Origin of the sequence: Brevibacillus sp. RS1.1 (assembly GCF_013284365.1) — a bacterium.
In the GTDB taxonomy this organism is placed as follows: Bacteria; Bacillota; Bacilli; order Brevibacillales; family Brevibacillaceae; genus Brevibacillus; species Brevibacillus brevis_D.
Map to the genome: position 1 here is coordinate 1 of NZ_JABSVA010000016.1, position 25,441 is coordinate 25,441.

The following is a 25,441-nucleotide window of genomic DNA, read 5'->3' on the forward strand; positions in this document are numbered from 1 at the left end:
TATAAGTGCCAGCTTTTTCATATCTAGGAGTCCCCTCCAGCTTGGACTTCTGCCTGGTAATTGGTGCTCTTTCCTGTACCAATAGTGTTTTTCTAATCCTGAAACTTCAAATCTCTATTTTTGTCTCCAAAAACTCAAGGTATTTTGGGTCATCTTCCATAAAGATCGCAATCCCGGCACCCATGTAAGCCCGGGTCAGCTCGTCTGCCGCTTTTTCAAGGTTTTCCTGTTCGTAATACACTTGCCCTAACCGAAGATGGATGTAAGGATTCCCCAGCCCCTCCGGACACTGTACAGCATTAAAGAAACACTTGAATGCCTTATCGTAATTCTTCATTTGAAAATGGACATCCCCAATAGCCACATATATCCACGTTGCGGCCTCCCATTCTCGATGATTTTCCGGCAATAATCGGAGAGCCGCGACGTACTTATTCTTGCCCTCCTCAAGATTGCCTGCTCTCACCAAATCATCGCCTTGTTTACACAGCACGGTAATTTCGGCATGGGTGGAATCTGAAAGTTGCATTGTCGATCTCTCCTATCCTTCTGCGATTTGACGCCGCCGTAGGTATTCGCCTCTTTACCAGCCACGCACTATTGTTTTTTGACTTTCATCAAAAATGATTGCGCTTGGTATTTCCGCCAAATAGTCTATCGCCCAAATGATATGATTCGTGAATTCCCGTCCTTCATCAGGCGAGAATACGAAACGAATGCGTTCGGCACAGTCTTTGATTTCAGGCGGACAATCCTTGGTGACGCTCGCAATGTAATTTACATCTTCAGCTACACTACGGCCAGTTTCAAAATGAGCTGTAAAATTCCATCCCGGCCAACGGAGAATCAAGTATTTCTCTTTCGTAAACGGATTTGCTGATGCTCCCATTTCCAGTCCATTCTTTGTTTCAAAATCAAAGTAGGCGCTTAACTCAGAAGCAAGACGCTCATGGGAGTAAGGATTGGACGACTTCGCAAGGTAGGCATGTATTACGAACATAATATCTCCCCAATCGTACTGGATTTTCTCAACCGCCAATCCAATTCTGAAATTCTTGAGCAAGTTCATTTCGGTTCAATCGGGCAATCCAATCACATTCCAGTGCATTTGTGTCATCCGATACAGTAAAGACCAATACTCCCGATTCGCTCATATCGGAGAAAAAACCTTCCTTTTTCAGTACTTCAAGTGCAGCCACGCAACACTCATAAACCTTCTCTTTATAGTCCCTGTGTCTTTCCGCCGACTGCATACTCATCACTTCGTTATACAATAGATTGGATATATCTTTAAAACATTCAGCACCTTCAAATTCATGATCCCATTCCCCTGGACTCCAGCGATAATAAATCGCATCATCAGGGTCTTCAGCAATCATTTTATTCAAGTGATCGGTCGAGTTTACCGCCGGACATACGGTGATTGCATCCAAGTCGGAATACAAGGCGTAACCGCAAAAGCTTTGTCCTGCATATTTGTTTCTTACTTGCTCGAATGCAGCCCTCGCAGCCGCCTCGATTTTTAATTGCAGCACTTGAAAATCCATGTTCTCTCCTTTGTCCTACTTTAGTCGAGCCTGTAACGACAGGATTGGAGGAGACTTCCCCCCTCCGGCTTCGAGGCAATTCTCGCGGTTAAAGCCAAAAATTTCGCCGTTACTGTGGTATGGTTTAGCCTAACGGTGCCAGCTCATCTGCGATCATTTTTGCCTTTTCCGCAAGCTCTCTCATATCATCGGCCGGAACAAGCTCGGCTAATTCGTAAGCCAGCGGATCACGGGAAAACTTGTACAACTCATCCCGAAGCAGGTTTCTTTTTTCTTCGGAGGCATCTATATAAAGTTTGCGCGACTCCTTATCCTCATCCAAATCATGCAAATCGACATAGCCTGATTTTTGAGATTCCAACACAATAGCTGAAAGATCGATAAGAGCTGAGCAGGCAATATCAAGTTCTGCTCGAAACGTACCGTTAGCATTTTTGATATCAAATCCAATACTTCCGCCGCTTTTCAAGTCTCCCTCGGAAAGCAGAACATCCAGACCCAAGTCCTTTAAAATCTGATCTAGCGTCACATTCGTTGAGCCCAATTGTTCCAAATAGTCGACTAATGCCAGCGAATCATCGGAACCGCCAATTAAATCTCCCCACCATTTGCTTATGTACATGTTCTTCTCCCACTTTCTTTTCAGCATGGTAATTATGCAAATAAGATCGTTTCACTCAAAACCGTACTTATCATTGCCGCTTTCACCGAACCACCGTCAGGCTATCCCCGCCCCCGCCGCCTTTAGCAGACGAATGATCAGCTCCTTGTGCGGTCCCTGCGCCTTGCGAGCCAATACAGCCAGCTTCTCCACCTTGCCCCAGATCGGGTACAGTACCCGATCGGCCTCGTCATCTGACAGAGTCTCGATTTGCTGTACGAATAACGACAGCTTGTCTTCGCTTTCCAGCTCCGGCTGAATCTTCAGCTTTAGCGAATCGTGGGAGCGCAGTAGGCAGGCGATCAAGGTGGGAGTCGAGCGCTCCGTTATGCCATAGGTTTCGGCGAAAACGGCTGTGAACTTGTCATGGACCAGCTGATGCTCATCATCCACTAGGTCCATGTACGCTTCAACAAGCGGAAAATATCGCTCGGACGAAAGCCCCAGCCCGAACACAGCATAGCTGCCCGGCATTACGCTTTTTTCGCTTTCCGTATCCTCGTACCATTCAAACTCTTCCATCGCCTCACGAGCGTATTCCTCCAATAAAGGATGCAGCTCGGGATAAGCTAGAGCATTTGCAAAAAAACGGTGCGTGTCCGATTTGGCTAACCCCTTGATGGGCAAATACTCCTTCACGCTAGATTTCAACTTGATTTTGTAGCTTTTCGGGAAGTCTTTTCGGAGCAGGGAGAGAATAAACGAAATCGCCCGCTCGTACGCCCCGGCTTCTTCCTTGCGAATAACGATTGTGAAAAGGGAAAAAACATCATTAGCCTTGCATTCGACCAATTCATGGCGCAAAAGGACGTCTTCTTTCGAGAAGCTGTCACTGCCATCCTTTAGCATACGCGCGGCTTTACCGCTGCCAAGCTGCTTCGCCAGCTCCAGAAAAGTCTGACCCTTGTTTTTGTTGAAGTCCGGCTCGTAACGAATAATCATTACCGCTCCGTACAACAAAAGGTCGATAGGCTGATTCGGCTCATCCTTATCCTCAAAAACAGCATCCGGCTTGATCACATACTCATTGTTCCTGTATTCAGAACGGGTGACATCATAGTAACGCGGCAAAAATACATTCTCGACCCAGTCGGTCAAAGCCCTAATGATATCTCTTCGATGCTCCGCGAGAGCCTCAACCTTTTCTTTATTCAACTCCTGAATCCGGTCAAATAAAGCTATCGTCTTTGCGGCTTGCAGTTCGGGGAACAAATGCGGATCAAGCAAATGACGCGCCAAAAAGAAGGTTTCCAGCCTGTTTGTCGGGTTAGAGCCCTTCTCCAGTTTTTCCTCCATATAGGACTGAATTCGCTCCAGAAGCTGCCGCTTTTTCTCTTCATACACAGTATCCAGCACCGTTAATTCCACAAGCCCGTCCGTCGTTGCGAAGGTTCCTTGGAAGGTAAAACGGTAGTTGATCAACGGCGACGTTTCCAGCTTGTCCAGCCTCTCCCTTACGATTTCCACCAGCAGGGGCTGAACCTCATGCAATATCTGCTCCCGTGTAAAGGGTGAAGCTTTCATCGATTTTTTGCCTGCGGCACTTCCCGTAGATTTCGAGGTTTCAATCCTAGTCCTGCCCGGTCGATAATCCAGTGTGACAAAGTTAAAGATGCCTACTTGCAGCGTGGTGCGTAAGACTACTTCTTCTGTGTCCTTTCGATTCTCCTGTTCGTCAAACCATTTATGTATCGCCGTTTTCATCTCTTCCAGCGCTTCTTTTTGTAGTTCGTTCATTGTCTCCCGCCTTTTCGCGTGTTCCATCTTAGCTCAATATAATCATACTATGGAAATGGGAAAGGTTGTTGGAATTGTATACGCCTTCCTGGCGTTGACTACAGCTTAATCCTTAGTCCGTTCCTTTATTAAATAAATCTAATTTAAACAATATTCTATATTTTAAACGAATACGATTATCTAATCTTTATTCACAACCAATTATCATTTTAAAAATGGGCAGAGGAAATATCTCCTCTGCCCAATCGGTTATTGTTTAAATTGGTTAAATGCTTTGAGTAATTTCATTGTTGCCTCATAATCTAATTTTTCTCCCTCATACTCACATCTATAAAGCCCTTGAAGATTAGAGGGGAGCTTTACACCCTTTTGGACTAACAAAATAAAGTTTTGCCCATAAAAAGCCATTGCTGCGCCAATTTCAATAAGAACATTGTCATTTATCTTAATATGTTTACTACCTTGAGAATCAAGAAACTCTCCCTCACTGTGAACATTAATAATCCCAGCAAAACAAGAGCGCATGTCATCAAGTACTTTATCCGGTACTGGTTTAGATAGAGTTTCATTTTCAACTGACACGACAGGATCATACTTTCCAAATTTAATAATTTCTTTAAGTTGTTCAACAACATCTTTATTTTTTCCATGGGATATAAAGACCTTGGTATTTAATGCTTTCGTCGCATCTTCTTTCGTGGTTTGAACAACAGGCGTAGAAACCTTTCTAGCAAATTGCTCATATAATAACTCTTCTGACGGTTCTTCTCGTACAACTAAAGAGTCATCATGCGATGCTACTTCTTTTGAGATTCTTTTACTATCTCCAAGGTTTGGGGTCAAATTAATATAAGTACCTACTTTTGTTTCCTGAAAGCACCCAGCAAATTTCCCATTTTCAATTATTAATTCATAGGTATTACTTGCTTTTTCTTTTGGTACCCCCATGCCAACAAGTACATTTTCAGCTATTGATTTTAGAGGTAATTTTGCATTATTGTACTTTTCAAAAAAGGCACTCAAATACTTAGGCTGTACAACAGCCTCCAAAAGTGCCGACTCAGTCTCTCCTTCATCCTCAGGTGCAACAATAGATTTGCCAAGGGGAGTAAGTTTAATTTCTTTAGCGTTATATCCACCTTCTGTCAATCCATATGCTACAGAAGCTCCTGAGAGATACTTCCAGTTACTACTTGTTGGTGATAATTCAAGAGCCAAAGCCACTTGTAACGGCTGAGCACTTTTCCCAGCAAATTGATCCCACAATACATTTGCAACTTGGAGGGCCTTCTCTAACCCACACCAAGGTAGATCTTTTTGAGGAATAATAGTTCTTTTTTCTGCAGCATTTCCTTCCTTCAAACTCACTTAACATACGCCCCTTTTTCAGATTATAGATTCAAAAAAAGATTGAACCACCTCATCTGTAGATTTAACAGGGGTGCTATTATCTCATGTGAGGATTACTAAATATTATATCACAACAGAATATAATATATGATTACAAAGGAAACATAGAATTCGTTGCCGTTACTTATGATAAGGCTCACCGAAACGTATCTAACGGTCAATATTCAAAAAAAGTGGTCAATATCATGACCACTTTTTTATCTGGTATATTAACTATCTTGCATTTTTAATTGAATCCTTCATCAACTTACTTATCGTTGGTAAATCAGCAGGAGCCCATTCCAACTTCATCAAATCTTCCTTGCCAACCCACTCCAGCTTTTCATGCTCTTTGGGGACCGGAGTACCTGTGATTACTTTAGCGAAATAAGTAATCAATCGAACCCCTACCGTCGGGTATTCATAGACGTCATCCGTGATAAACTCTCCTACCTCAATATCACATTCGAGTTCTTCACGAATCTCACGAACAAGTGTCTCTTCCGGGGTTTCCCCTTGTTCAATTTTCCCCCCAGGAAACTCCCACATACCAGGTAGGGACATTTGTTGCGAACGAAGCGCGCAAAGTATTTTCCCTTCCTCATTCGTAATAACCGCTCCTACAACATCTACTTGCTTCATGATGGTCTCCTTTCTATTACCGAACAAAATCGAGAAAAATATCGTACGGTAGTTGTTGCTCCAGTTTCCATGTGATGTTCATTGGATTATCGCCATGGCTTTTCACATATTCTAATTCACCTACATACATAAAGGGCAACGTTTTTCCGTGCATGCTTTCAAATTTACGGACAAATAAATGAATATGAATGCCTCTTTCACGATGGTGCATATAATCTTTTCCACGCTCTGATGCATGAGAGGTTTGATTCGCGCTTTGCCAGTGAAAGTGATTCTGATCAATAAAGTAATCGTGATAGTTGAGATGCTCCTCAGTATCTTCGTCTTTATCTAGCGTGACAAAGTACAAATAGTGGTTGTTCACTTTACTAATCCCCTCACGCCATGACCCTTCCTTAGCAGGAGACTGGAAAAGATACATCAGTTCATTTCTCGTATAGTTTTGGTATAACTGGACTTGGTGATTCGAATGGAAGTAAGACTGGACTTGGAACGTTCTACGGAATTCAGTTAGACCGTATTCCACTCGATTATTTATGTACTCTTTGTAGCAATCCTGTAGCCAGGTACTTTTAATTAACTCGTCCATGACAAAGGTATCGTTTCGTAAAGAGCCAAAAGACCATTTCTGCTTCTTATATGGTTCCGTTAGTTTTTGCATAGAACGGCATATATACCCTTGATGTTTAAGTGGATCTAACGTCGTTCCGAATTTTTCCCCAAGGAATGAAATAACTTCTGGAATCCCCACTTCTTCATGCGTTATCGCTAATGACAGGACAGCTAGTTCGTATGGCCATTTTACAGGAAACATTTGCTCTAAACGTTGCACAATTTCTAATTCTAAAGGGTTTGGAAGTAGAGCCTCGTCCCATTCATTACAATCATCGAATTTCTTTTTTGTTTCCACCCATGAACCATATTTCTGAATAAAGAAATGGAGACCAGGTGCCACAGATGAATAAAGGAAATCATCGATTTCAGGCGATCTCCCTAATTCCTTTTTAAACTCTGTATATAGATTTGCCAGCATTTGATTTTGATCCATTCGTATACTCAGGATTTTCTCCAATATCTGCTGACGTGTAATTTCTTCTAAATCAACAAAGCATCCATCTGGGAGATTGGCAAACTCTGTTTGAATGGCTACCCTCAAAGAATCCCTATCAAATGCCCGATGATTTGTTTGTCCTGCCAATGCAAGTGGAATGATAAATGATTTTTGGTAATTCCCGATGAAGTCTAGAATCGTAACATATTCTTTTCCTTCCCATTTCCGCAACCCTCGCCCCAATTGCTGGATAAAGATTGTGGGGGATTCTGTAGGTCTTAAGAAAAGCACCAGATTAAGGGAAGGGATATCGATGCCCTCGTTGAAGATGTTGACGGTAAAGATAAATTCGAGCGAATCCTGATCTTCTTCTAATCGGCGAATCATTTCTCTTCGGAATGTAGGGTCGTCTTCTCCTGTAAGAAACGTTGCTGAATACCCTCTTAGGTTAAACTCTTCTGCCATAAATCTCGCATGTTCAATCGAAGCACAGAATCCAAGCGCTCGTCGTTTTCCCCCATCATGACCAAACTTCTCGATCATTTCCAGTACATAGTCTACCCGTTCATGAGTCTTCAAAGCACTTACCAGTGATTCCTCTACAAATTGCCCATTTCTCGTATTTACATTTTCATAATCGACAGTATTGTCAAATAGCCCAAAATAATGGAATGGTGCTAATAGCTCCTCTACTAGAGCCTGATGAAGACGAATTTCATAGACTACATTTTGGTCACACAAGGCAAGTACATCCTTGCCATCCATACGTTCTGGTGTCGCGGTCAGTCCTAATAGAAACTTTGGCTTAAAATACTCAATGATCTTTTTGTATGTATCTGCTTCTGCATGATGGAACTCGTCAACAATAACATAGTCAAAATAAGTCGGAGAAAATTTCGTAAGCACTTCTTCTCGATGCAATGATTGTACAGTGCTGAACAGAAAAGGTTTATCCCACTCTTTCATTGTCCCTGTGACTTTTCCCATAAAGTCGTCCGATCCAAATACTCTAGCAAATGTACTTTTTGCATTCTCAAGAAGTTCGTCTCTATGAGCAAGAAATAATAAGGTGCTGGCTTGTGATTGGTGCACATCAAAAGCTGAAAGATATGTTTTCCCCGTTCCTGTTGCTGCAATCACGATTCCTTTTGTATTTCCGCTTACTCTCGTTTCCTGTAGAGCTTCCAATGCTTTTATTTGCATAGCATTCGGATTCAACCTAGTGTACCTTGTAACCGAGTATGAAGAGTGTATATCTGCAACTTTCCATAGTTTTGATTGCTCGCTCTCCATTTGATATGGTTGTGGGCTTACTGGTTGGATATTAGCTGAACGAGTTTGCTGATAGATTTCTTCATATTGATTAATAAACTCCTCTGTCAGCGGAATTGCTCGTGAATCGTTCCACAAGTCTTCAAAGAGCTGTTTCGCATGCTGATAGATTGGTGTATGAGGTGCATCTGGTAATTTTACATTCCACTCGTAACCAGAGCTGATCGCCGCTTTAGAGAGATTCGAGGAACCTATCAGCACTGTATTTAGACTAGAAAGCCTTGAGAATAAGTAAGCTTTTGTATGAAATGAAGTTTTACCCGATTGGAACATTCGTACCTCGACATGCTCCATTTCCATTAACCTACGTAATGCTTTTGGTTCTGTGATTGACATGTAAGCGGATGTAATGATTCGAACTTTTTTGCCATTCTTGAGTAGCTCATCAAACGGGCGTAACAACAATTGTAATCCTGACCAGCGGATAAAGCTGACCATGAAGTCTGCTTGATCGGCCGTATTCAGCTCTGTTTTCAACGTCTTGAAAAAATTATTTGTTCCTTTTCCCTGATTCGTAATCAGTAGAGGGTTGGTGAAAAAAAGCTCTGGGTATATGTTGGGAAGCACACGTTCATCAGACCGATAATGAATGGTTGATAAAGGTGAGTGCAGGTTTATTTGAGAGTTAGTGTTAATTTTTTGATCAATCTCTTGGACAAGATTGATCATTTCCATGTAATTTTCGTTACTTGCAAGATCGTGAAGTGCTTGTCCGATCCGTCGTGCCATTAGTTGTGTTAAGGCATTGGCGTAATTTCTTGGATGGATCGGGGTTACTCGGTTATTTTCCGGGTACTCTTTGTTATTTCGGTATAGTTCTTCGAAAAAACCTTCTAGAAATGACATAAGAGGTGCTCCTTTTGTTGAGATCACCTCTTAGTTTACAACTTTTGGGGGATATTTTGGGTATTATTTATGAGACCGTTCAATGTATTTAGCACTTCATAAACCATCTCATTAGTTTAATGATTGAAATGGACCAAATATTGATAAATCATTGTTTTTCCTTGCCATTAGTCACTTAAAACTACCCAAGATTCATACAACCTGCCCCACAAAATATGACAACTATAGGTATTGGTACGTTGTGCAATATTGGTCTCCCTCAAAAAAACTTTCCATCACTTATGACAAGGCTCAGCTTAACGGGTCTATCGGCGAAATTAGTTACTATTACATTCTTCGGAAATTACAACAAACCCCAAATCAACAGCAGTTTCAAATCCTGTACAATAAATATTCAATTGCTTCCAATTTTAAACCAGCGTTGTCTATAACGGTCACGGCGATCCTTTGCGGACGGCACTTTCATTGAAAAAAAAGCGTTTCATCAGCTCTTTATCTGTCAACATCTTATTTATATCATTAATGCGGTCTAAGAGCTCAAAATTCCTCAACTCTCTCATAATATCTACTTGAACCAAGGGTGTGTAATCTTGCTCTTCTACCCAATCCAAAAACGCCTCACGAGACTTCGAGTTCGGAGCCCGGTCATGACAGTTCTTACACAGAATTAGATTACAATCTTGGAGAATCATATAACATAGCATTACCAGGAACATCTTGAAAAATAAAGCCAAATTTTTGTTGAGTCCAGATGAGAAATAGTCCTTTGCCTTGCCCACATTCAGGACAACTAATTGAGCTACTATCATGTTTATCTTTGTCCCAAGTGCAAATAATAAAATGCAAACTACAATTTAAGCATTTTATTTTCTTTTGAGTGTACGTTGATGTCGTTTGAACTAATTCACCTACTAGTCTCGACCCAGCGGTTGTTATTTCCAATTCATCTCCCTTGGATTCAATTAGTCCTTGTGATAATAATTCGATGATTGGTTTTGGGTATTGTCCTACAAATTTATCTTCTGGTGTAAAATGCTGATTTCCTATAATGATAATCGATGATCTCTCTGAAACTTTATTTATCTTTATACTCGATTCTTCACAAAGAGTAGCAGATAATAACTTAAGCGCTTCATCACTTAAGTCTTCTTTGTTGCTCGAGGTTCTTAAGGTTTCAGCCAGGATTGAAGAGACCGTTTCCAATTCATTTCTTGTCATTGATCTAGTTGCAGGGAGCTTTCCAACTGAAACCATTTCATATACATTATCTCTACACTTTATTAGCTCTTTTGTTGTGAACTTCCTTGTCATGTGAGGAATAGTATGAATATAGCCATGACATTGAATACACACTGGAATTAGATTATCAAAATCATCCGTTCCGCCATCACTTTTCTCTATAATATGATGAACTTGTATACTTAGGGGTAAAAACTGTCTACAAATACAACAATGTCTTGCTGATCTAGTTAATACCTCTACAATAACATCTTCATTAATTGACAAGTTGGGTACCCTCCTAGAAATCTAAACTAATTACCTATTCCTCATCATATCACGACATGGGAAATAAGAACTAAAAACCCTTGAAAATAAAGGTCTTAGATGCTCTGCATTCCACAAACTCACTCCCCCGCCATACCTACAACCCAATTTTCCGCCATCACTTATGATATGGCTCCCCCCGACTAATCCGAAACGCCCGATAAACCTGCTCAAGCAGTACCAACCGCACCAACTGATGCGGAAACGTCATCTTCGAAAACGACAACAACGCATCCGCCCGCTTCAACACCTGATCAGCCAACCCCAACGATCCGCCAATCACAAACGCCACCTGACTGCGTCCATGCAAAGCTAGCTTGTCCATCTCCGCAGACAGCTTCTCCGACGACCACATTTGCCCATCAATTGCCAGCGCAATCACATACTGATCCTGCTTGATCTGCGCCAGGATGCGCTCGCCTTCCTTGCGCTTCACCTGCTCCATCTCCGCCGCGCTCATCTCTTCCGGCGCCTTTTCATCATTGACCTCGATCACTTGCAGCTTGCAGTAAGCAGACAGACGCTTGCTATATTCATCAATGCCCTCACGCAAATATTTCTCCTTCAGCTTCCCTACTGTAATAATCGAAATCTGCATGATCCTACATTCCCTTCTCTTTCAAAAGCGCAATCTGCCCAGGCTCTCCACATTCCCGGCAACGCTTGTCTACTCCATCGCCCTCAATCGCCTTTGCCGCATACGTATCCGGCGCCGCCTCAAAATCATTTACGTAATCATCCAACTCCTGCTCCAAATGCTCCATGCAAGCAAACCGCACCGGATATTCCGCCAACAGCTCAACTTCTTTACCTTCTATTTGCAAGCTTTTCATCTTCATGTCCATATCAAATGCCTCTTTTCCGTTCATAATTGTCGCTTCCTATTCTACCCCAGAACCGCAACAAAACAAATGAATCAGGCAAAAAGACGTCGATTGAGTTTGCAATCATACTCCTTTATATTTTATAGACTTTGTTTTGAAAACCTCGACGGACAACTAAAGCTGTAGAGAGAAAAAAGAAGAAAACGGCGAAAGTCTTTGGGATACCATCCGAAGCGCAATGGAAAAAGGGAAACCTGCCTTTAGCGTCCACCTCTGAGACACTCCGTAGCTGCGCGACTTTGGACGCGGGTTTCACTTTTTCCATGGAGCTGGGCAGAACCGCCTCCCGGCAGGTATCCCAAGAACTTGAGCGTTTTCTTCTTTTTTCTCTCCTCCACCGAAAGCTCGACCGACCAACAAAAAAAGAGAGCACCGTATCAGCTCGGCGCTCTTAAGAAGGGATCTATTTAAAATAGATAGAGGGGGGAACTTAGATACTGCATATATGCAAACGGGACAAAATGCATCCCGGAATTGCCCGTCAACGTTTAATTCCTTCACATACCTGCCCGCAAAATGGCTTGGTCAGTACTTTTTACTGCTGTGGCGGAGCAGTCAGCTTCACTTTGGCAGTCTTCTGGATACCGTCACGATAGTACGTAACGTCCATCGTATCGCCCGGCTTTTTGTTCATCGTCAAATATTTCCGCAGCTGAGCACTGGTGGAAATGTTCTTGTCATCCAGCTTGATAATGACGTCGAATTGTCTCAAGCCCGCTTGACCCGCAGGAGAGAATTTGCCTACCTCCGTTTGGACGACAACGCCACTTTGCACTTGATCAGGCAGATTCAAGGTTTCTTTCCATTCGTAGCGTGGCACATTGGCCAAGTCGAGTGGCTGCACACCGAGGTAAGAACGTTGCAGCGTGCCTTTTTCCATCAGCTGGTCCACGATTACTTTGACATCATTGATCGGGAGGGCAAAACCTAACCCTTCGACACCTGTTTTGGAAATCTTCAAGGTGTTAATCCCGATGACCTGACCCTCGATGTTTACGAGGGCACCACCGCTGTTACCAGGGTTGATTGCTGCGTCTGTTTGAATGACGTCCAGCTCCCAGTCGTCCTGGCCATCTTCGTTAAAGTCCATGGGCATGGAGCGTTCTTTGGAACTGATGATACCTTGTGTAACGGTCCGGGAGAACTGCATACCCAATGGGTTCCCGATAGCAATGGCCGGTTCGCCCACCTGTAAGGTAGAGGAATCCCCAAACTCAGCTACGTCCGTAACCTTGGAGGCGTCGATTTCCAGTACAGCCAGATCGGCGTAACCATCGGCACCGACTACTTTCGCCGATACTTTTTCACCTGTTGGCAGGGCGACTTCCAGCTTTTGCGCTTTATCGATTACGTGGTAGTTGGTAACGATGTAGGCTTTTCCGCCTTTTTTCTGAAAGATGACACCAGAGCCTTGGCCCTGCTCTACATCCATCGAGTTCTGCATCCAACTGTTTCTGCGCTGACCAATGTTGATTACACCAACGATCGCATTTTCTACTTGTTTCACCGCCTCTACTGTACCCGATCCTACACTCACAGATACTGGCTTAGCAAACAGGCTAGAGGCGGAGGAGGCATTGCTGCTTATCGCATTTTCTGTTCCAGGCTTAACCATATTAATATATCCCGCATTGGAGAGAGTCGGCAGCGTGAGCAGGACGACCATCCCCCCAATTACCGCGGACGTTACCGACGTCACGACCATACGTCCAATGTTAGAACCGCGTTGTTTTTTTCGCTCCACGTGAGTGAAATCATCATAGAAACCCATGATTCATACCTCTCCTTTCTATCTTCTACCATTACTAGCTTTGCAGGTTTTTCATGCTCGTATACACAATGACATGCGCCGTATTTGGTTTGCATGGTTGATTCCGTTGATGTCTGTTCCTTTTGACACCCTTAGTATACGACCCGCTTTCGGCAAAATGGCGTGAGAATTATGGAAAGGTTGTGGAATACAAAAAAGCTCCCGGAATATTTCTCCGAGAGCACGGATATGATAGATTAAAAGCTTTTAGAAAGGATTGATAGACTTGAAAGAAGTCCACCTCATCGCCAAACTGGCTGATCTTCAGGAAGTAGACTACCACAATACGCTTGTCCTGCATGCCCTAATCGAGCTGCTCGTAGCCAAAGGACTGCTGACACATGACGAGCTGACTGCCAAAGTGAATGAGCTCGATACACAATTAACTTTCCATATCGATACGTATGCGGAGCTCACAGAGCGCATCGCCAGTCGTCAAGCAGGGATCAAACCGATCTTATAGCTCTTCCAGCTTGGTAGGTCGATCCGGGTACGTATCGCGCAGATGCACATCGTTACCAACAGACAGCCCCCGCTCCTCCAAGATGTTTTTGACCGTCAGTCGGGCCAGATCAATCATGTTGTTTTCCTTACTCAAGTGAGCGAGGTATACACGCTCTGCTCCACCTGTTAGACAATCGAGCAAAGCATCGCCCGCCGCTTCATTGGACAAGTGTCCGACATCACTCAAGATACGTCGCTTGATGCTCCATGGATACTGGGACATGCGCAGCAGCTCAACGTCATGATTGGACTCGAACACATACGCATCTGCTCCACGAATCGTCTCCTTGATTCGATCGCTGACATACCCCAGATCTGTTGCGACACTGAGCTTTTTCTTGCCATCATAAAAACAGAAGCCCATGGGCTCGGCGGCATCATGCGAGATTCCGAATGACTCGATGCCCAAATCCTCCAACTCTTTCTTTTCCCCCACAGAAAAGAAGCGTCGCTGATCTTCCTTGATCGTCCCGATTTGCCCATCCAGCTCCGACCATGTCTTTTCATTGGCGTAAATCGGCAATCCATATCGCCGCGCCATGACGCCGACTCCTTTAATATGGTCGACGTGCTCATGGGTAACGAGAATGGCGCTGAGCTCTGCTGGATTGACACCAATGGTCTCCAGTGCCGCTTCTGCTTGCTTTCCAGTAATCCCTACATCGATCAATACGGAAACACGGTCTGTTGCCACATAAATGGCGTTACCCGTACTCCCGCTTGCTAACACACTAAATCTCACCGAACATCCCTCTTCCCGTATCTATCCCAGGTTGTCTATCTATTCAGCGCTGCGTGACCATCGGACGCTCCAGAGCCCCTGTAATCGCGTTGACAAAATGCCATTTGCCATCGTGAACCACACGCCATACAGGCACCAGCGTCTGAATATCTGCATCGTAAGAACCGTAATAACCCAAGCTCACATTTTCAATCCGTTCCCCTGGTGTAATGATTTGCTTGTCCACCAGAGAGCGTAGGGCCGCATAACCAGAGATCACCTGTCGTTCCCCCTGTTGCTTGCGAAGGTGGAAAAAGGTCTGCCTGTAGCCAAGTACCGTTCCGTTGTCCAAATACATTTCTAACGGTGCAACGAATACTGGCATTTTATCATAGACCTGCCAATACAAAAGCCGCGCTTGATTCGATTGATACGGATCGGCTACGTATTGATCGGAATAAATCAACCTCGGCCCAATTTGACGCAAGAGCTCCTGAGGATTCAACTGACCACGAATCTGCATCGGTGGGTTCAGCTTGGCAGCTAACGCCATCTTTTCTACTGTTGCCTGAAGCTCTGATATCTCATGCAAGGAAATCGGATTAATCCCGACATACTCCGCATCCAAATTGGACATTGCTGGTGTATCCTGCGGCACTTCTGTATCCAATGTGATATTTTGCTGATTCAAGTACAGCTCTGTATTCCATTTCTCACTTTGTGCGACTTCCTTATCATTCCACAGGCTAATGCGCGTCACATACACCTGATACAGGAGAAACAAATCGAGGAGAAGAAAGGCCCAGATCAGAATCGTCTTGGTTCTACTCCAATCCATGCGCCTTCCCTCCTCCCTGCTTGGTGTGCGCAGAAATATACAGGCTCGCCTGATTCGCCAATTCCACAACCCAGATTGGCATCAAGTCCACGTTTCCCTCGCCTACTTTGGTATGGTAAGCCAAATAAGCGTTCGTGATTTTTTCTGTGTCCGCCAGTTTTTTGTCACGAATATATTGATACAGCTCCGGACCAGACATGATCGTCCACTCTTTATTGTCGATATACTTGTCCAAATCCAGCAGCGATCGGCTCATCGTCACAACCTGGCCTGCCTCCGAGGTCATTTGGATTGTATCGATTTGCTTGGCCTCCCCCTCACTAATCAAGGGATACGCCCCCACGTACTGGCGGAATGTGATCAAGTCTTTTTCATTGTAGCTCTTCTTGATTCGTTCAAAATGATACTCATCAAGCCAACCCAAGTGTTTATTCATGAAAGTAACGGCACTCTGCACTTTTTCTTCATCAGACAGCTGCTGATCACGCTGTTGATACGCCGGATCAGTAAACGTGAACGCCTGCTGTTCCGACCTCAATTGAATCGATCTGCTGCCATCTGTAAAAATAACCGTTTTGTCACGCTCCATAATCTGTCTGACGAGCGATTGATCGATAAAGTAAGACTCGATTAGTCTATCATTCGTAACAGGTACGTAGCTGTAGCGGAATTGCTGCATGCGCATCTGATTCTTGGGCAAATAGTAAGTGCTCCACATCAGCGCCGATCCTTCCAAATCTACGAAGCTTCGCTCTGGTTTGACGATTTTCATGATTTGCTCAGGCATTAAATCACCAGAAGCCAAATACGATTCTCGCAAATCCTTAGGGCTGATCGATGTTCGAGAACGCATCATGCGACCTTCCTCAGTCGACAAAAACAACGCGTAGACGACATCCTCGTCCTTCTCGTAATACAACCACAATCGGTCAATCCCTTTCATTCGGTTGTCAAACTCATCCCGAAAGGTTACCAGCCGACCTACAATTGACAAGGGAACCGTGCTCCGAAAGCGCACTTCCAACCCCATCTTTTCCCGGGCAATATCTTCCCATTTCTCATTGGAGATGGTGAGCGGAGAAAAATCGAGGAAGATCCATTTCGACATTTCTCGCACGATCAAACTGTAAGGAGCATCGGTTGCGGATGCTTTCGTATGGCGATCTTCCCCATAGTGAAAAACAACGGATTCCGGCGTAACGAGCTGTTCGAGTTGTTTTTCCTGAACAGGCTTAGACTGCGTGTACTCTGCCGGTTCAATAAATTGAAGGTTGGGTTGATTCGACCACAACATCGCTGTCAAAACAAAGCTGGCTAGCACTAGCAGATTGAGTAAGACGGTCTTGGCAGGCTCTAGCATCCGCTTCATCCCGTTTTTCCTCCTTGGGCAAATGGCACCCAGAACGTGACTGTCGTTCCCACGTTCCATTCACTCGTAATCTCGATATCTGCACCGTGTGCCTGTACTAATTCGCGGGCAATCGCCAATCCCAGACCTGTTCCACCCTGACCGCGCGAACGCGCCTTGTCTACGCGGTAGAAGCGCTCAAAGATTCGCTTCAGATCGCGGCTCGGAATGCCAATTCCTGTGTCGGTGATAGAGATTTGAACCCGCCTTTGCTTGTGGTTCTCTTTTGCCATGAGAACCACAGTGCCTCCTTGAGGCGTATATTTAATCGCATTGGACAAAAGATTATCCAATACTTGATTGATCGCATCCAGATCAATGTAAACCAGCGGAAGATTGCTCGGCATATCCAGACTGAGCTGAACCTCCTGTTGCTCACTGAACATGGAAAAACGATCAGCAGCGTAGTGAAGCAATCGATTGAGGTCCGCTTCCTTGCAATGCAGACGGACCCCTTGCGAATCAAAACGCGATAGCTGCAACAAATCGTTTACCAAGCGAATCATGCGCTCTGTCTCCGACGACGTAACCTTCAAGAAGCGTTGGGACAGCTCCGGCTCTTCTACTGCACCATCCAGGAGCGCTTCCACGTAGCTTTTAATGGTCGTCAGTGGTGTCCGCAGCTCATGCGATACATTCGCCACAAATTCACGGCGCTGCTGCTCCAGTCGCTGCTGATCCGTCACATCGGCTACGACAGCAATAATCCCGCCCATTTTTTTGCTATCGTGCTGCAAGGGCGTAAACGTCACACGCAGGATGACTTCTTCCTTATTCGGCAGCGTCATCTCAATGATAAGCGGTTCTTCCTGCGCGTAGAGCGACATCTCATCTTCTGGCGGCAGACCCAACAGATCGTACAAGGTGCGTCTCTTGAGAAGGACGTCAGCCATCGTCACCTGCAACATATCCTCTGCGGCTCGATTAAACAGGATGATCTGTCCATTTCGGTTAGCGGCAATAACACCGTCCGTCATGTTGCTCAAAATTCCTGCGAGCTTCTCACGCTCTTCCTCTTGCTGCAAGATGGCTTCCTGCAAACGCAAGGTCATATGATTAAAGGCCATACCGAGTTGGCCAATTTCATCATCGCTATAGATACGTACACTACTGTTAAAATCCCCGTCTGCCACCAATCGCGCCTGACGGGTCATCTCCTTCACAGGCTTGGTGATGGTGCGGGCCAATACGACCCCAAGCACCGCCGTAATGACCATCGCGATCATCGTACCTGTCCCCAAGATGCCGTTCATTTTACCAATCGTCGCATAAGTGCCTTCCATCGAAGCGACCATGTAGACCGCACCGTATACAATCTGATCGCCCTTAACAGGTAATGCCAATACTTTCACCCGCGCCCCCGTCTTCGGGTCGATCCGCATCGATTCACTGCGCGTCCCGAGCAAGGCAACCGTCACCTCAGGCTGCGAGGTTCGCTGTCCAATTGTACTTTTGTCCTCTGTCGTCGCAACCACCGTTCTTGTCTGATCGATGACCTGCACATTGGCTCCATTGATTTTTACCAGGTTGTTGATTAGGTTGTCGATGTACTGACGATTTTGTTCGGTGTTGGATTCCTTCCCGTCATGCGGGCGCAAATCGCTTTCCAGCAAACTCGCTAACAAACTGGCTTGTCCATTCAAGGCCTCGGAAAAGTTGTTGATGTAGTAACTCTCGACTTCCCGGGCAAAATACGCGCTAATAAATTGCATCGCAAGCAAAATCAACAGCATGTAAATGATGACCATTTTCCACTGAACAGTTTTGAACAGCCGCCTCATCCAGGCTGGCCTCCCATGCCGGGATTACGTAATGTATAGCCCAAACCACGCCGCGTGATAATGTACTTCGGCTGACTTGGATCATCCTCGATTTTTTCACGCAAACGACGGATGGTCACATCTACTGTCCGCACATCGCCAAAATAGTCAAATCCCCAGACCGACTGCAGGAGATGCTCTCTCGTCAATACTTGTCCTTGATGGCGAGCGAGGTACACCAGCAGCTCAAATTCACGGTGCGTCAGCTCTAATGCTTCTCCCACCTTTTCGACGGTATACGAGTTCAAATCTATTTCCAGCTCATGCACGCGTAGTACATGCTGGCTATCCTTCTCTTCCACTTTCGAGCGGTTACGGCGTAAATGGGCCTTTACACGGGCTACCAGCTCACGTGTACTAAATGGCTTCGTCACGTAATCGTCCGCGCCCAATTCCAGCCCGAGTACTTTATCCAATTCAGAGTCTTTGGCAGTCAGCATGATGATCGGAACATCATACGTTTGGCGAACGGTTCGGCATACGTCCATTCCGTCTCTGCCCGGAAGCATAACATCTAATAAAATCAGATCCGGTCGCTCATCCTTGACCACAACAAGTGCCTCATCACCATCGTAGGCACATACGACCTGATATCCTTCTTTTTCAAACGTGAATTTCAAAATATCTGCAATCGGTTTTTCATCGTCAACTACGAGGAGTTTAGCCATCCTGCGCCCTCCTTTTTCTGTAAGTACGTGTTCAACAGTCTTTTGTTTCCTCTCAAACTGCCTCTTCAAGGATTCCACTTCGATCGTCACTATTCCTCTACAATACACCATGTATGCCACGTAAAGAAGGGCTTGGCATTCAATCCCTGCCAGCAAAAAAAGGGCCCCTCCTAAGAGTTGCCCTTTCCTATCCATAAATTACTAGTCTATTTTAAGTAACGAATCGGGTTTTGATTTCGTCCATTCTGTAGAACCTCAAAATGCAGGTGGACGCCGGTCGATTGCCCAGTAGAACCCTTTACGCCGATTTTCTTTCCTTGGCTAACAACATCGCCGGCCTTCACATTAATAACACTCATGTGACCGTACAATGTCTTCATTCCATTGCCGTGGTCGATGATAACCGATTTTCCATAGTCACCATTCCAACCAGCGAATGTGACACGTCCATTGTCTGCCGCCATGACAGAACCAGCACCGGCAATATCAATCCCTTTATGCATGCTTCCCCAGCGTTGTCCGAAGCCGCTGCTGATATAACCGCTAGCAGGCCAGCTCAAACGACCTGTACCGCGCGATGGGATAACTTTTGTACCGCGCTCCATAATTTGGGTTACAGGCTGCACAGTTACATCTTGTTTGACGACTTTGCGATTAACGACTTGTCCATTTTCTTTCACAACTTCGTACTTAACTGTTTTACTGCCGTTTTTACCTTCTTGTACGACCTTCGTTTCGCCTTTAGGAACCTTGTCATTGTTTTTAATTTGGGTATTAAAAGCAATAACCTCTTGCTGATCTACTTCTTCTTTGACTTGTACAGTAACCAGTGGACGCACTGCGGTTACATTGATTTCTTGTCCTAATTTAAGGACGGTATTTTCCGTAACACCTGGGTTGTTCGCGTAAATATCTTTTGATGTAATGCCGTATTTCTTCGCGATGCAACCGATGCAATCGCCTTCTACGACCGTGTGCTTCATGTCCTTGAAGGTGCCTTTTACCAGCAACTCCTCGAGTTTTTCGGCAGACAAAATTTGAGATGCATCAACTGTTTCGGTTTGCATCTCTACGTTTTCTTTAAATGCGACTTCTTTTACCGGATTTGGTTTGACTGGGACCGTGGATGCTGCTGCTACAACAGCCTTATTCCCTGTCGTTGCAGGAACTCCGGAGTATTTTTGCTTCACTTCAGCGAGTACTTGATCAGCCGATTGCTGATCGGGCATGTAACCTACCACTTTGCCGTCAATCGTCAGCTTAACGCCCTGAACCTTGATATCCGCTACGGATGCCAGAGCTTGTACAGCAGCATCGTTATTGAACGGTGCCTTGAACTCACGCTCTTCTTCGAATGTGATGTAGTCAGCCAATTGCAAGTTGAGACCTGTTTTTGCCTTTTCCTCTTCCAGCTTTGCTACTGTCCAGTTATGTATCACATTTGGATCATTTACCACGCCAATCTCTTTGCCGTTTACACTGACATGGTAGACAGAATTGACATTGCTTGTGTAATAGTATTGTGCAGATGCTCCAGCAGCAATCGTCAAAACTAGACCTGCCGCAATTGAAAGCGACTGTTTTTTATGTGACTGGATGTAAGAGCTTGTACGTTTCATTGTACGTTTCGCCAGATCACTGCAATCCCGAACGATTCGTGATGACCGTTCCTGCAGCTTGGCCTTCCATTCCGACCAATGCATAACTTGTCCCTCCTGAAAACAGATACAACTTGCTCGTTCCATTTCCTGAAAATTTTTAATTTATCGACTAGGTCGTAAATCCCAAAATTTAGTTTCCATTTATCTGCCAAATTGCCTAAAGAAACCAACTATGTCGACTTTACCATAAGATTAACGACAACATCAAGTGTAAATTGCTGTCGAATAAAAAAATAGACATAGAGTCACTATATGTACAAACAATTGGTAGTATTTATCATATCTGGAGGCTGATATACGTGAAGGAACGTAACATTCTTGCAGGATTTCACACCGAAGATGATGCCCAAAAGGCAGAAAAAGCACTTCGACAAGCTGGTTTTTCCACCATTCAGATCGACAGAATCGGACAATTCCCTGGAGACGGAAATGAACAGATCCTGAATCCCATATCCGGAAATTTTCCCAGCTTGGGCAACCTTACACTGGCAGCTGACTTCCCAAGTGGCAGGGATGCAAGTGTCATGGCCGCAGTAGATCCAGACGCCAGCGGCATGGCTGATCGAGGCGATGACAATTTGAATCGCAGTGTCTTGTTAACGGCAGTCGTACCAGAGGAACAAGGTGATCTTGCGACTGAGATCATCCGATCATATGGAGGCATGATCTAAAATAAATATAGCCATCTTCCCTTAACTGACTAGGAAAGATGGCTTATTTCGTTATGAACATCTGTGACTCACACCTCTTGCATCGAGGTAACGTCTTTTAACGCAAGTCTGCGTATTTTTGTTTTCTCGGCGTCATTTGGTTGTTTGTATGTGGTGATAAAGCATAAGTAACCATTATTGAAATGAGTCATGGTTCCCTTGATGACGACGCCATTGATCATCTTTACCTGTACATTTTTGCCCAGCAGCTTCATGGCCTTTTGGTCAAATCCAAAACCCATCATCATGATCACCTCTCCATTTCTCCCTATGTCTAACCATATGCCCAGAGGGTGCCGTTTCGTGTCTGTCCCTTGCAAAAAAAGAAAGCTGCCGAATACTCGACAGCTTTCTCTTCTATTATATAGCCGATAGCTTATCCGTAAATGCCACGAACAACGACTGTTTGTTCACGATCTGGTCCTACGGAGAAGATCGACATTGGAATACCAGTCAGTTGCGTAATGCGCTCGATGTAGTGACGAGCGTTTTCTGGCAAGTCGTTCAGATTGCGAATGCCTGTGATATCCTCTGTCCAACCTGGCAGTTCCTCATAAACTGGCTCGCATTTCGCCAGCAGGTTGAGGTTCGCCGGGAACGACTCGATGATTTCTCCATTGTATTTGTACGCTGTGCAAATACGCAATGTCTCAATACCAGACAATGTATCCAGCTTGGTGATCGCCAAACCGGTGATACCGCTGACACGACGAGCATGACGAACGACAACACTGTCAAACCAGCCTACGCGGCGTGGACGACCTGTTGTTGTACCATATTCGAAACCAACCTCACGAATATGATCGCCGGTTGCATCATTCAGCTCAGTCAGGAACGGACCGTCACCTACACGCGTCGTGTAAGCTTTTGCCACCCCGATTACTTGGTGAATCTTGGTTGGTCCTACACCAGAACCGATAGTCACGCCACCCGCAATTGGGTTGGAGGACGTTACGTAAGGATACGTACCTTGGTCAATATCGAGCAATACGCCTTGTGCACCTTCAAACAATACGCGGTTGCCGCTATCAATGGAATCATTGAGGACAACAGATGTATCGGTTACGTAAGGACGAATGATTTCTGCCAGAGCCAAGTATTCATCCAAAATTTCTTTAAGCTCAAAGCCAGTTGTGTTGTACAGCTTCTCCAGCAGCATGTTTTTCTCTGCCAGGTTGCGCTCGAGCTTGCGAGCAAACTCATCGCGATCCAACAAATCAGCGATACGAATACCGATACGCGCAGCTTTATCCATGTAAGCAGGTCCGATACCTTTACGGGTCGTACCAATTTTGTTAGCACCGCGGCTATCTTCCTCTACGCCATCCAGCTTGATGTGGTATGGCAGGATCACATGCGCGCGATCACTGATTTTCAAATTGCTTGTAGAAAAACCGAAGCTGTGAATGTACTCCAGCTCTTTTACCAATGCTTTCGGATCGATTACCATACCGTTTCCGATTACGCAGGTCTTGTCACTATAAAAAATTCCGGATGGAATCAAATGCAGCTTATACTTGTTACCATCAAAAATAATGGTATGGCCTGCGTTGTTACCGCCTTGATAACGAGCCACTACCTCTGCACTTTCAGCTAGATAGTCTGTAATTTTACCTTTACCTTCATCGCCCCACTGGGTTCCGACGACAACGACTGTTGACATCGAAAAACACCTCCTGATATTATCATGTCTTTTCGGGCCTGAAACAATCTAAGTTTACTAAACGAGACTTCCTATGTCAACGCTAAATACGAACATTCATATAGTTAATTCTTAATATGTTCGGCAATTCAATATAGAAAAAAAAGCCGGAATTTCTCCGACTTTTTTTCCATTCCAACTATTAACCTGCTTGATTTCGAAAGCGATGATCCAAGTTAACGAATTTGTTGAATTCCTTCAGAAACGCCAACTCTACCGTTCCGGTCGGGCCGTTACGCTGTTTGGCGATAATGACTTCGATGACATTCTTGTTTTCTGATTCCTTGTCATAGTAGTCATCACGGTACAAGAAGGCAACGATATCGGCGTCCTGCTCAATCGACCCCGACTCACGGATATCGGACATCATCGGTCGCTTGTCCTGCCGTTGCTCTACACCACGGCTCAACTGCGACAGGGCGATAACCGGCACGTTCAGCTCACGCGCGATCCCTTTAAGCGTACGCGAGATCTCAGATACTTCCTGCTGACGGTTATCTCCTTTGCCTCGTCCATGAATCAGCTGAAGGTAATCAATCAGGATCAGGCCCAAGCCTCTCTCTGTCTGAAGTCGACGGCATTTTGCCCGGATGTCCTGTACAGTAACCCCTGGTGAATCATCGATGTAAATCGGCGCTTTCGCCAGCGTACCGATTGCCATCGTCAGCTTTTGCCAATCGTCTTCCTCCAGTGTACCGGAACGCATCCGGGACGCATCCAGATTGCCCTCCGCACAAATCATACGCTGAACCAGCTGAGAAGCACCCATCTCCAAGGAGAAGATGGCTACGGTCTCACCTGCACGGGCTGCTACGTTTTGCGCGAGATTCAAGGCAAAAGCCGTCTTCCCTACGGAAGGACGGGCCGCCAAGATAATCAGGTCACTGCGTTGCAATCCTGCTGTCATCTTGTCCAAATCAGTATATCCCGTAGAAATCCCGGTAATATCACCGCGTCGCTGACTCAAAAACTCAATCCGCTCATACGTTTCCAGAAGAGCATCCCGAATCGGTGTAAAACCGCCACTGTTGCGATTTTGGCCGATCTCCATGATGTACTTCTCCGCATCCGCGATGATCTGCGTGACATCATCCTCACGGGAGTAGCCGTCATTGGCAATCTTGGTAGCTGTATGAATCAATCGACGAAGCAGTGATTTTTCTTCTACAATTTTTGCGTAGTATTCGATGTTGGCAGCCGTTGGAACTGAACTGGCGATTTCCGTGAGATACGTAACCCCGCCGACTTCATCCAGCAGCTTGTGATCCTGTAGATCAGCTGTAACCGTAACCAGATCGACAGGTTCGCCTTTTTCATACAGGTCCACCATCGTTTGAAAGATGCGCTGATGCGCTGTCTTGTAAAAATCCTCCGGACGGAGAATCTCAATGGCCGTGATTAAAGCTTCCTTAGACAAGAACACGGCACCCAGTACCGATTGTTCCGCTTCCTTGTTCTGTGGCGGCACACGATCCAAAAACAGGTCGCTCACGTCACACCCCCCACAATTGAGACATTATTCTTCCACAACGTGTACTTTCAGAGTCACCGTTACTTCGTTGTGCAGTTTTACTTTGATTTGCGTCACGCCCAAAGCACGGATTGCATCCATTTCGAGCTTACGCTTGTCTACTTTGATTTTATACTGATCTTCAAGCGCTTGCGCTACTTGTTTGCTGGAAATTGCACCGAACAAGCGACCACCTTCGCCTGCTTTTCCTGTTACTTTCACTGTCAACTCTTCCAGCTTTTTGCCCAGCTCCTGAGCATCCAGCTTTTCTTGCTCCTTGCGCTTATCTTCGCTGCGCTTTTGAGCGTCGAGCGTTTTCACGTTGCTATCTGTCGCTTCTTTTACCAGCTTCTTTGGCAACAAGAAGTTGCGTACATAGCCCTCTGACAAATCCTTAACTTCGCCTTTTTTCCCTTGGCCTTTTACATCTTGAAGAAAAATGACTTTCATCATCG

The 25,441-nt window shown here is 45.1% G+C and carries 24 protein-coding genes; 2 read left to right on the forward strand and 22 right to left on the reverse strand.

The window, feature by feature from the left end:
• Positions 1-106 precede the first annotated feature (106 nt).
• The 12 genes from HP570_RS27300 to HP570_RS27355 all read right to left on the reverse strand — a co-directional run bounded on the left by HP570_RS27300 (position 107) and on the right by HP570_RS27355 (position 13,405).
• On the reverse strand, positions 107-529 hold the full coding sequence (locus HP570_RS27300) for a tetratricopeptide repeat protein (RefSeq protein WP_173627755.1): 423 nt from the start codon (positions 527-529) through the stop codon (positions 107-109).
• Between the two features lie 54 nt (positions 530-583).
• Positions 584-1,000, reverse strand: a complete 417-nt coding sequence (locus HP570_RS27305; RefSeq protein WP_254495499.1) for a hypothetical protein — start codon at positions 998-1,000, stop codon at positions 584-586.
• A gap of 28 nt (positions 1,001-1,028) precedes the next feature.
• Entirely contained in the window at positions 1,029-1,547 is a 519-nt protein-coding gene (locus HP570_RS27310) for a DUF4303 domain-containing protein (RefSeq protein WP_173627757.1), read from the reverse strand.
• Between the two features lie 124 nt (positions 1,548-1,671).
• Positions 1,672-2,169: an imm68 putative immunity domain-containing protein gene (locus HP570_RS27315; RefSeq protein WP_173627758.1), complete on the reverse strand. Its 498-nt coding sequence runs from the start codon at positions 2,167-2,169 to the stop codon at positions 1,672-1,674.
• Positions 2,170-2,265: 96 nt separating this feature from the next.
• Positions 2,266-3,945: a DUF6138 family protein gene (locus HP570_RS27320; protein ID WP_173627759.1), complete on the reverse strand. Its 1,680-nt coding sequence runs from the start codon at positions 3,943-3,945 to the stop codon at positions 2,266-2,268.
• A gap of 249 nt (positions 3,946-4,194) precedes the next feature.
• Positions 4,195-5,313, reverse strand: a complete 1,119-nt coding sequence (locus HP570_RS27325; RefSeq protein ID WP_173627760.1) for a TIR domain-containing protein — start codon at positions 5,311-5,313, stop codon at positions 4,195-4,197.
• Between the two features lie 255 nt (positions 5,314-5,568).
• Positions 5,569-5,976, reverse strand: a complete 408-nt coding sequence (locus HP570_RS27330) for a (deoxy)nucleoside triphosphate pyrophosphohydrolase (protein ID WP_173627761.1) — start codon at positions 5,974-5,976, stop codon at positions 5,569-5,571.
• Positions 5,977-5,992: 16 nt separating this feature from the next.
• A complete protein-coding gene (locus tag HP570_RS27335; RefSeq protein ID WP_173627762.1) occupies positions 5,993-9,205 on the reverse strand; it encodes a DUF3427 domain-containing protein in 3,213 nt (1,070 codons plus the stop codon).
• A 672-nt stretch (positions 9,206-9,877) separates the two neighbouring features.
• The gene (locus HP570_RS27340; protein ID WP_173627763.1) at positions 9,878-10,711 is read right to left on the reverse strand and encodes an HNH endonuclease; all 834 of its coding nucleotides are present in this window, start codon (positions 10,709-10,711) and stop codon (positions 9,878-9,880) included.
• Between the two features lie 157 nt (positions 10,712-10,868).
• Positions 10,869-11,348 carry a 23S rRNA (pseudouridine(1915)-N(3))-methyltransferase RlmH gene (gene rlmH, locus HP570_RS27345; protein WP_015894066.1) on the reverse strand — a complete coding sequence of 160 codons (480 nt, stop codon included), beginning with the start codon at positions 11,346-11,348 and terminating at the stop codon, positions 10,869-10,871.
• 4 nt (positions 11,349-11,352) lie between these two features.
• Complete coding sequence (locus tag HP570_RS27350) at positions 11,353-11,619, reverse strand: CxxH/CxxC protein (protein WP_254495501.1); 267 nt, start codon at positions 11,617-11,619, stop codon at positions 11,353-11,355.
• A 550-nt stretch (positions 11,620-12,169) separates the two neighbouring features.
• Entirely contained in the window at positions 12,170-13,405 is a 1,236-nt protein-coding gene (locus HP570_RS27355) for a S1C family serine protease (protein ID WP_173606407.1), read from the reverse strand.
• A gap of 265 nt (positions 13,406-13,670) precedes the next feature.
• Here HP570_RS27355 and HP570_RS27360 point away from each other — a divergent pair, with 265 nt between their 5' ends.
• Positions 13,671-13,907, forward strand: coding sequence for a hypothetical protein (locus HP570_RS27360; RefSeq protein WP_015894069.1), 237 nt, complete (start codon positions 13,671-13,673; stop codon positions 13,905-13,907).
• Here HP570_RS27360 and HP570_RS27365 read toward each other — a convergent pair.
• From HP570_RS27365 to HP570_RS27390, 6 genes are all read right to left on the reverse strand, one after another.
• Positions 13,902-14,690 carry an MBL fold metallo-hydrolase gene (locus tag HP570_RS27365; protein ID WP_015894070.1) on the reverse strand — a complete coding sequence of 263 codons (789 nt, stop codon included), beginning with the start codon at positions 14,688-14,690 and terminating at the stop codon, positions 13,902-13,904. The two genes, HP570_RS27360 and HP570_RS27365, sit on opposite strands and share 6 nt — an antisense overlap.
• Positions 14,691-14,733: 43 nt before the next feature.
• Entirely contained in the window at positions 14,734-15,507 is a 774-nt protein-coding gene (locus HP570_RS27370; protein WP_173627764.1) for a two-component system regulatory protein YycI, read from the reverse strand.
• Positions 15,494-16,876, reverse strand: coding sequence for a YycH family regulatory protein (locus tag HP570_RS27375; RefSeq protein ID WP_064202766.1), 1,383 nt, complete (start codon positions 16,874-16,876; stop codon positions 15,494-15,496). The genes HP570_RS27370 and HP570_RS27375 overlap by 14 nt, the downstream gene beginning before the upstream one ends.
• Positions 16,873-18,696, reverse strand: coding sequence for a cell wall metabolism sensor histidine kinase WalK (gene walK, locus HP570_RS27380; RefSeq protein WP_173627765.1), 1,824 nt, complete (start codon positions 18,694-18,696; stop codon positions 16,873-16,875). The genes HP570_RS27375 and walK overlap by 4 nt, the downstream gene beginning before the upstream one ends.
• Positions 18,693-19,403 (reverse strand): response regulator YycF, encoded by a 711-nt coding sequence (yycF, locus tag HP570_RS27385; RefSeq protein WP_007720203.1) that lies wholly within the window; start codon positions 19,401-19,403, stop codon positions 18,693-18,695. The genes walK and yycF overlap by 4 nt, the downstream gene beginning before the upstream one ends.
• 206 nt (positions 19,404-19,609) lie before the next feature.
• Complete coding sequence (locus HP570_RS27390) at positions 19,610-21,106, reverse strand: LysM peptidoglycan-binding domain-containing M23 family metallopeptidase (protein ID WP_173627766.1); 1,497 nt, start codon at positions 21,104-21,106, stop codon at positions 19,610-19,612.
• 173 nt (positions 21,107-21,279) lie between these two features.
• Between HP570_RS27390 and HP570_RS27395 the strand changes: the two genes are divergently transcribed.
• The gene (locus tag HP570_RS27395; protein WP_173627767.1) at positions 21,280-21,735 is read left to right on the forward strand and encodes a hypothetical protein; all 456 of its coding nucleotides are present in this window, start codon (positions 21,280-21,282) and stop codon (positions 21,733-21,735) included.
• Positions 21,736-21,803: 68 nt separating this feature from the next.
• Here HP570_RS27395 and HP570_RS27400 read toward each other — a convergent pair whose 3' ends face one another.
• The 4 genes from HP570_RS27400 to rplI all read right to left on the reverse strand — a co-directional run bounded on the left by HP570_RS27400 (position 21,804) and on the right by rplI (position 25,436).
• Positions 21,804-22,019, reverse strand: a complete 216-nt coding sequence (locus HP570_RS27400; protein ID WP_007720197.1) for a hypothetical protein — start codon at positions 22,017-22,019, stop codon at positions 21,804-21,806.
• 131 nt (positions 22,020-22,150) lie between these two features.
• Positions 22,151-23,437, reverse strand: coding sequence for an adenylosuccinate synthase (locus HP570_RS27405; RefSeq protein WP_015894077.1), 1,287 nt, complete (start codon positions 23,435-23,437; stop codon positions 22,151-22,153).
• A 181-nt stretch (positions 23,438-23,618) separates the two neighbouring features.
• Positions 23,619-24,968 carry a replicative DNA helicase gene (gene dnaB, locus HP570_RS27410; RefSeq protein ID WP_015894078.1) on the reverse strand — a complete coding sequence of 450 codons (1,350 nt, stop codon included), beginning with the start codon at positions 24,966-24,968 and terminating at the stop codon, positions 23,619-23,621.
• A gap of 24 nt (positions 24,969-24,992) precedes the next feature.
• Positions 24,993-25,436, reverse strand: coding sequence for a 50S ribosomal protein L9 (gene rplI / locus HP570_RS27415; protein ID WP_015894079.1), 444 nt, complete (start codon positions 25,434-25,436; stop codon positions 24,993-24,995).
• Positions 25,437-25,441 lie beyond the last annotated feature (5 nt).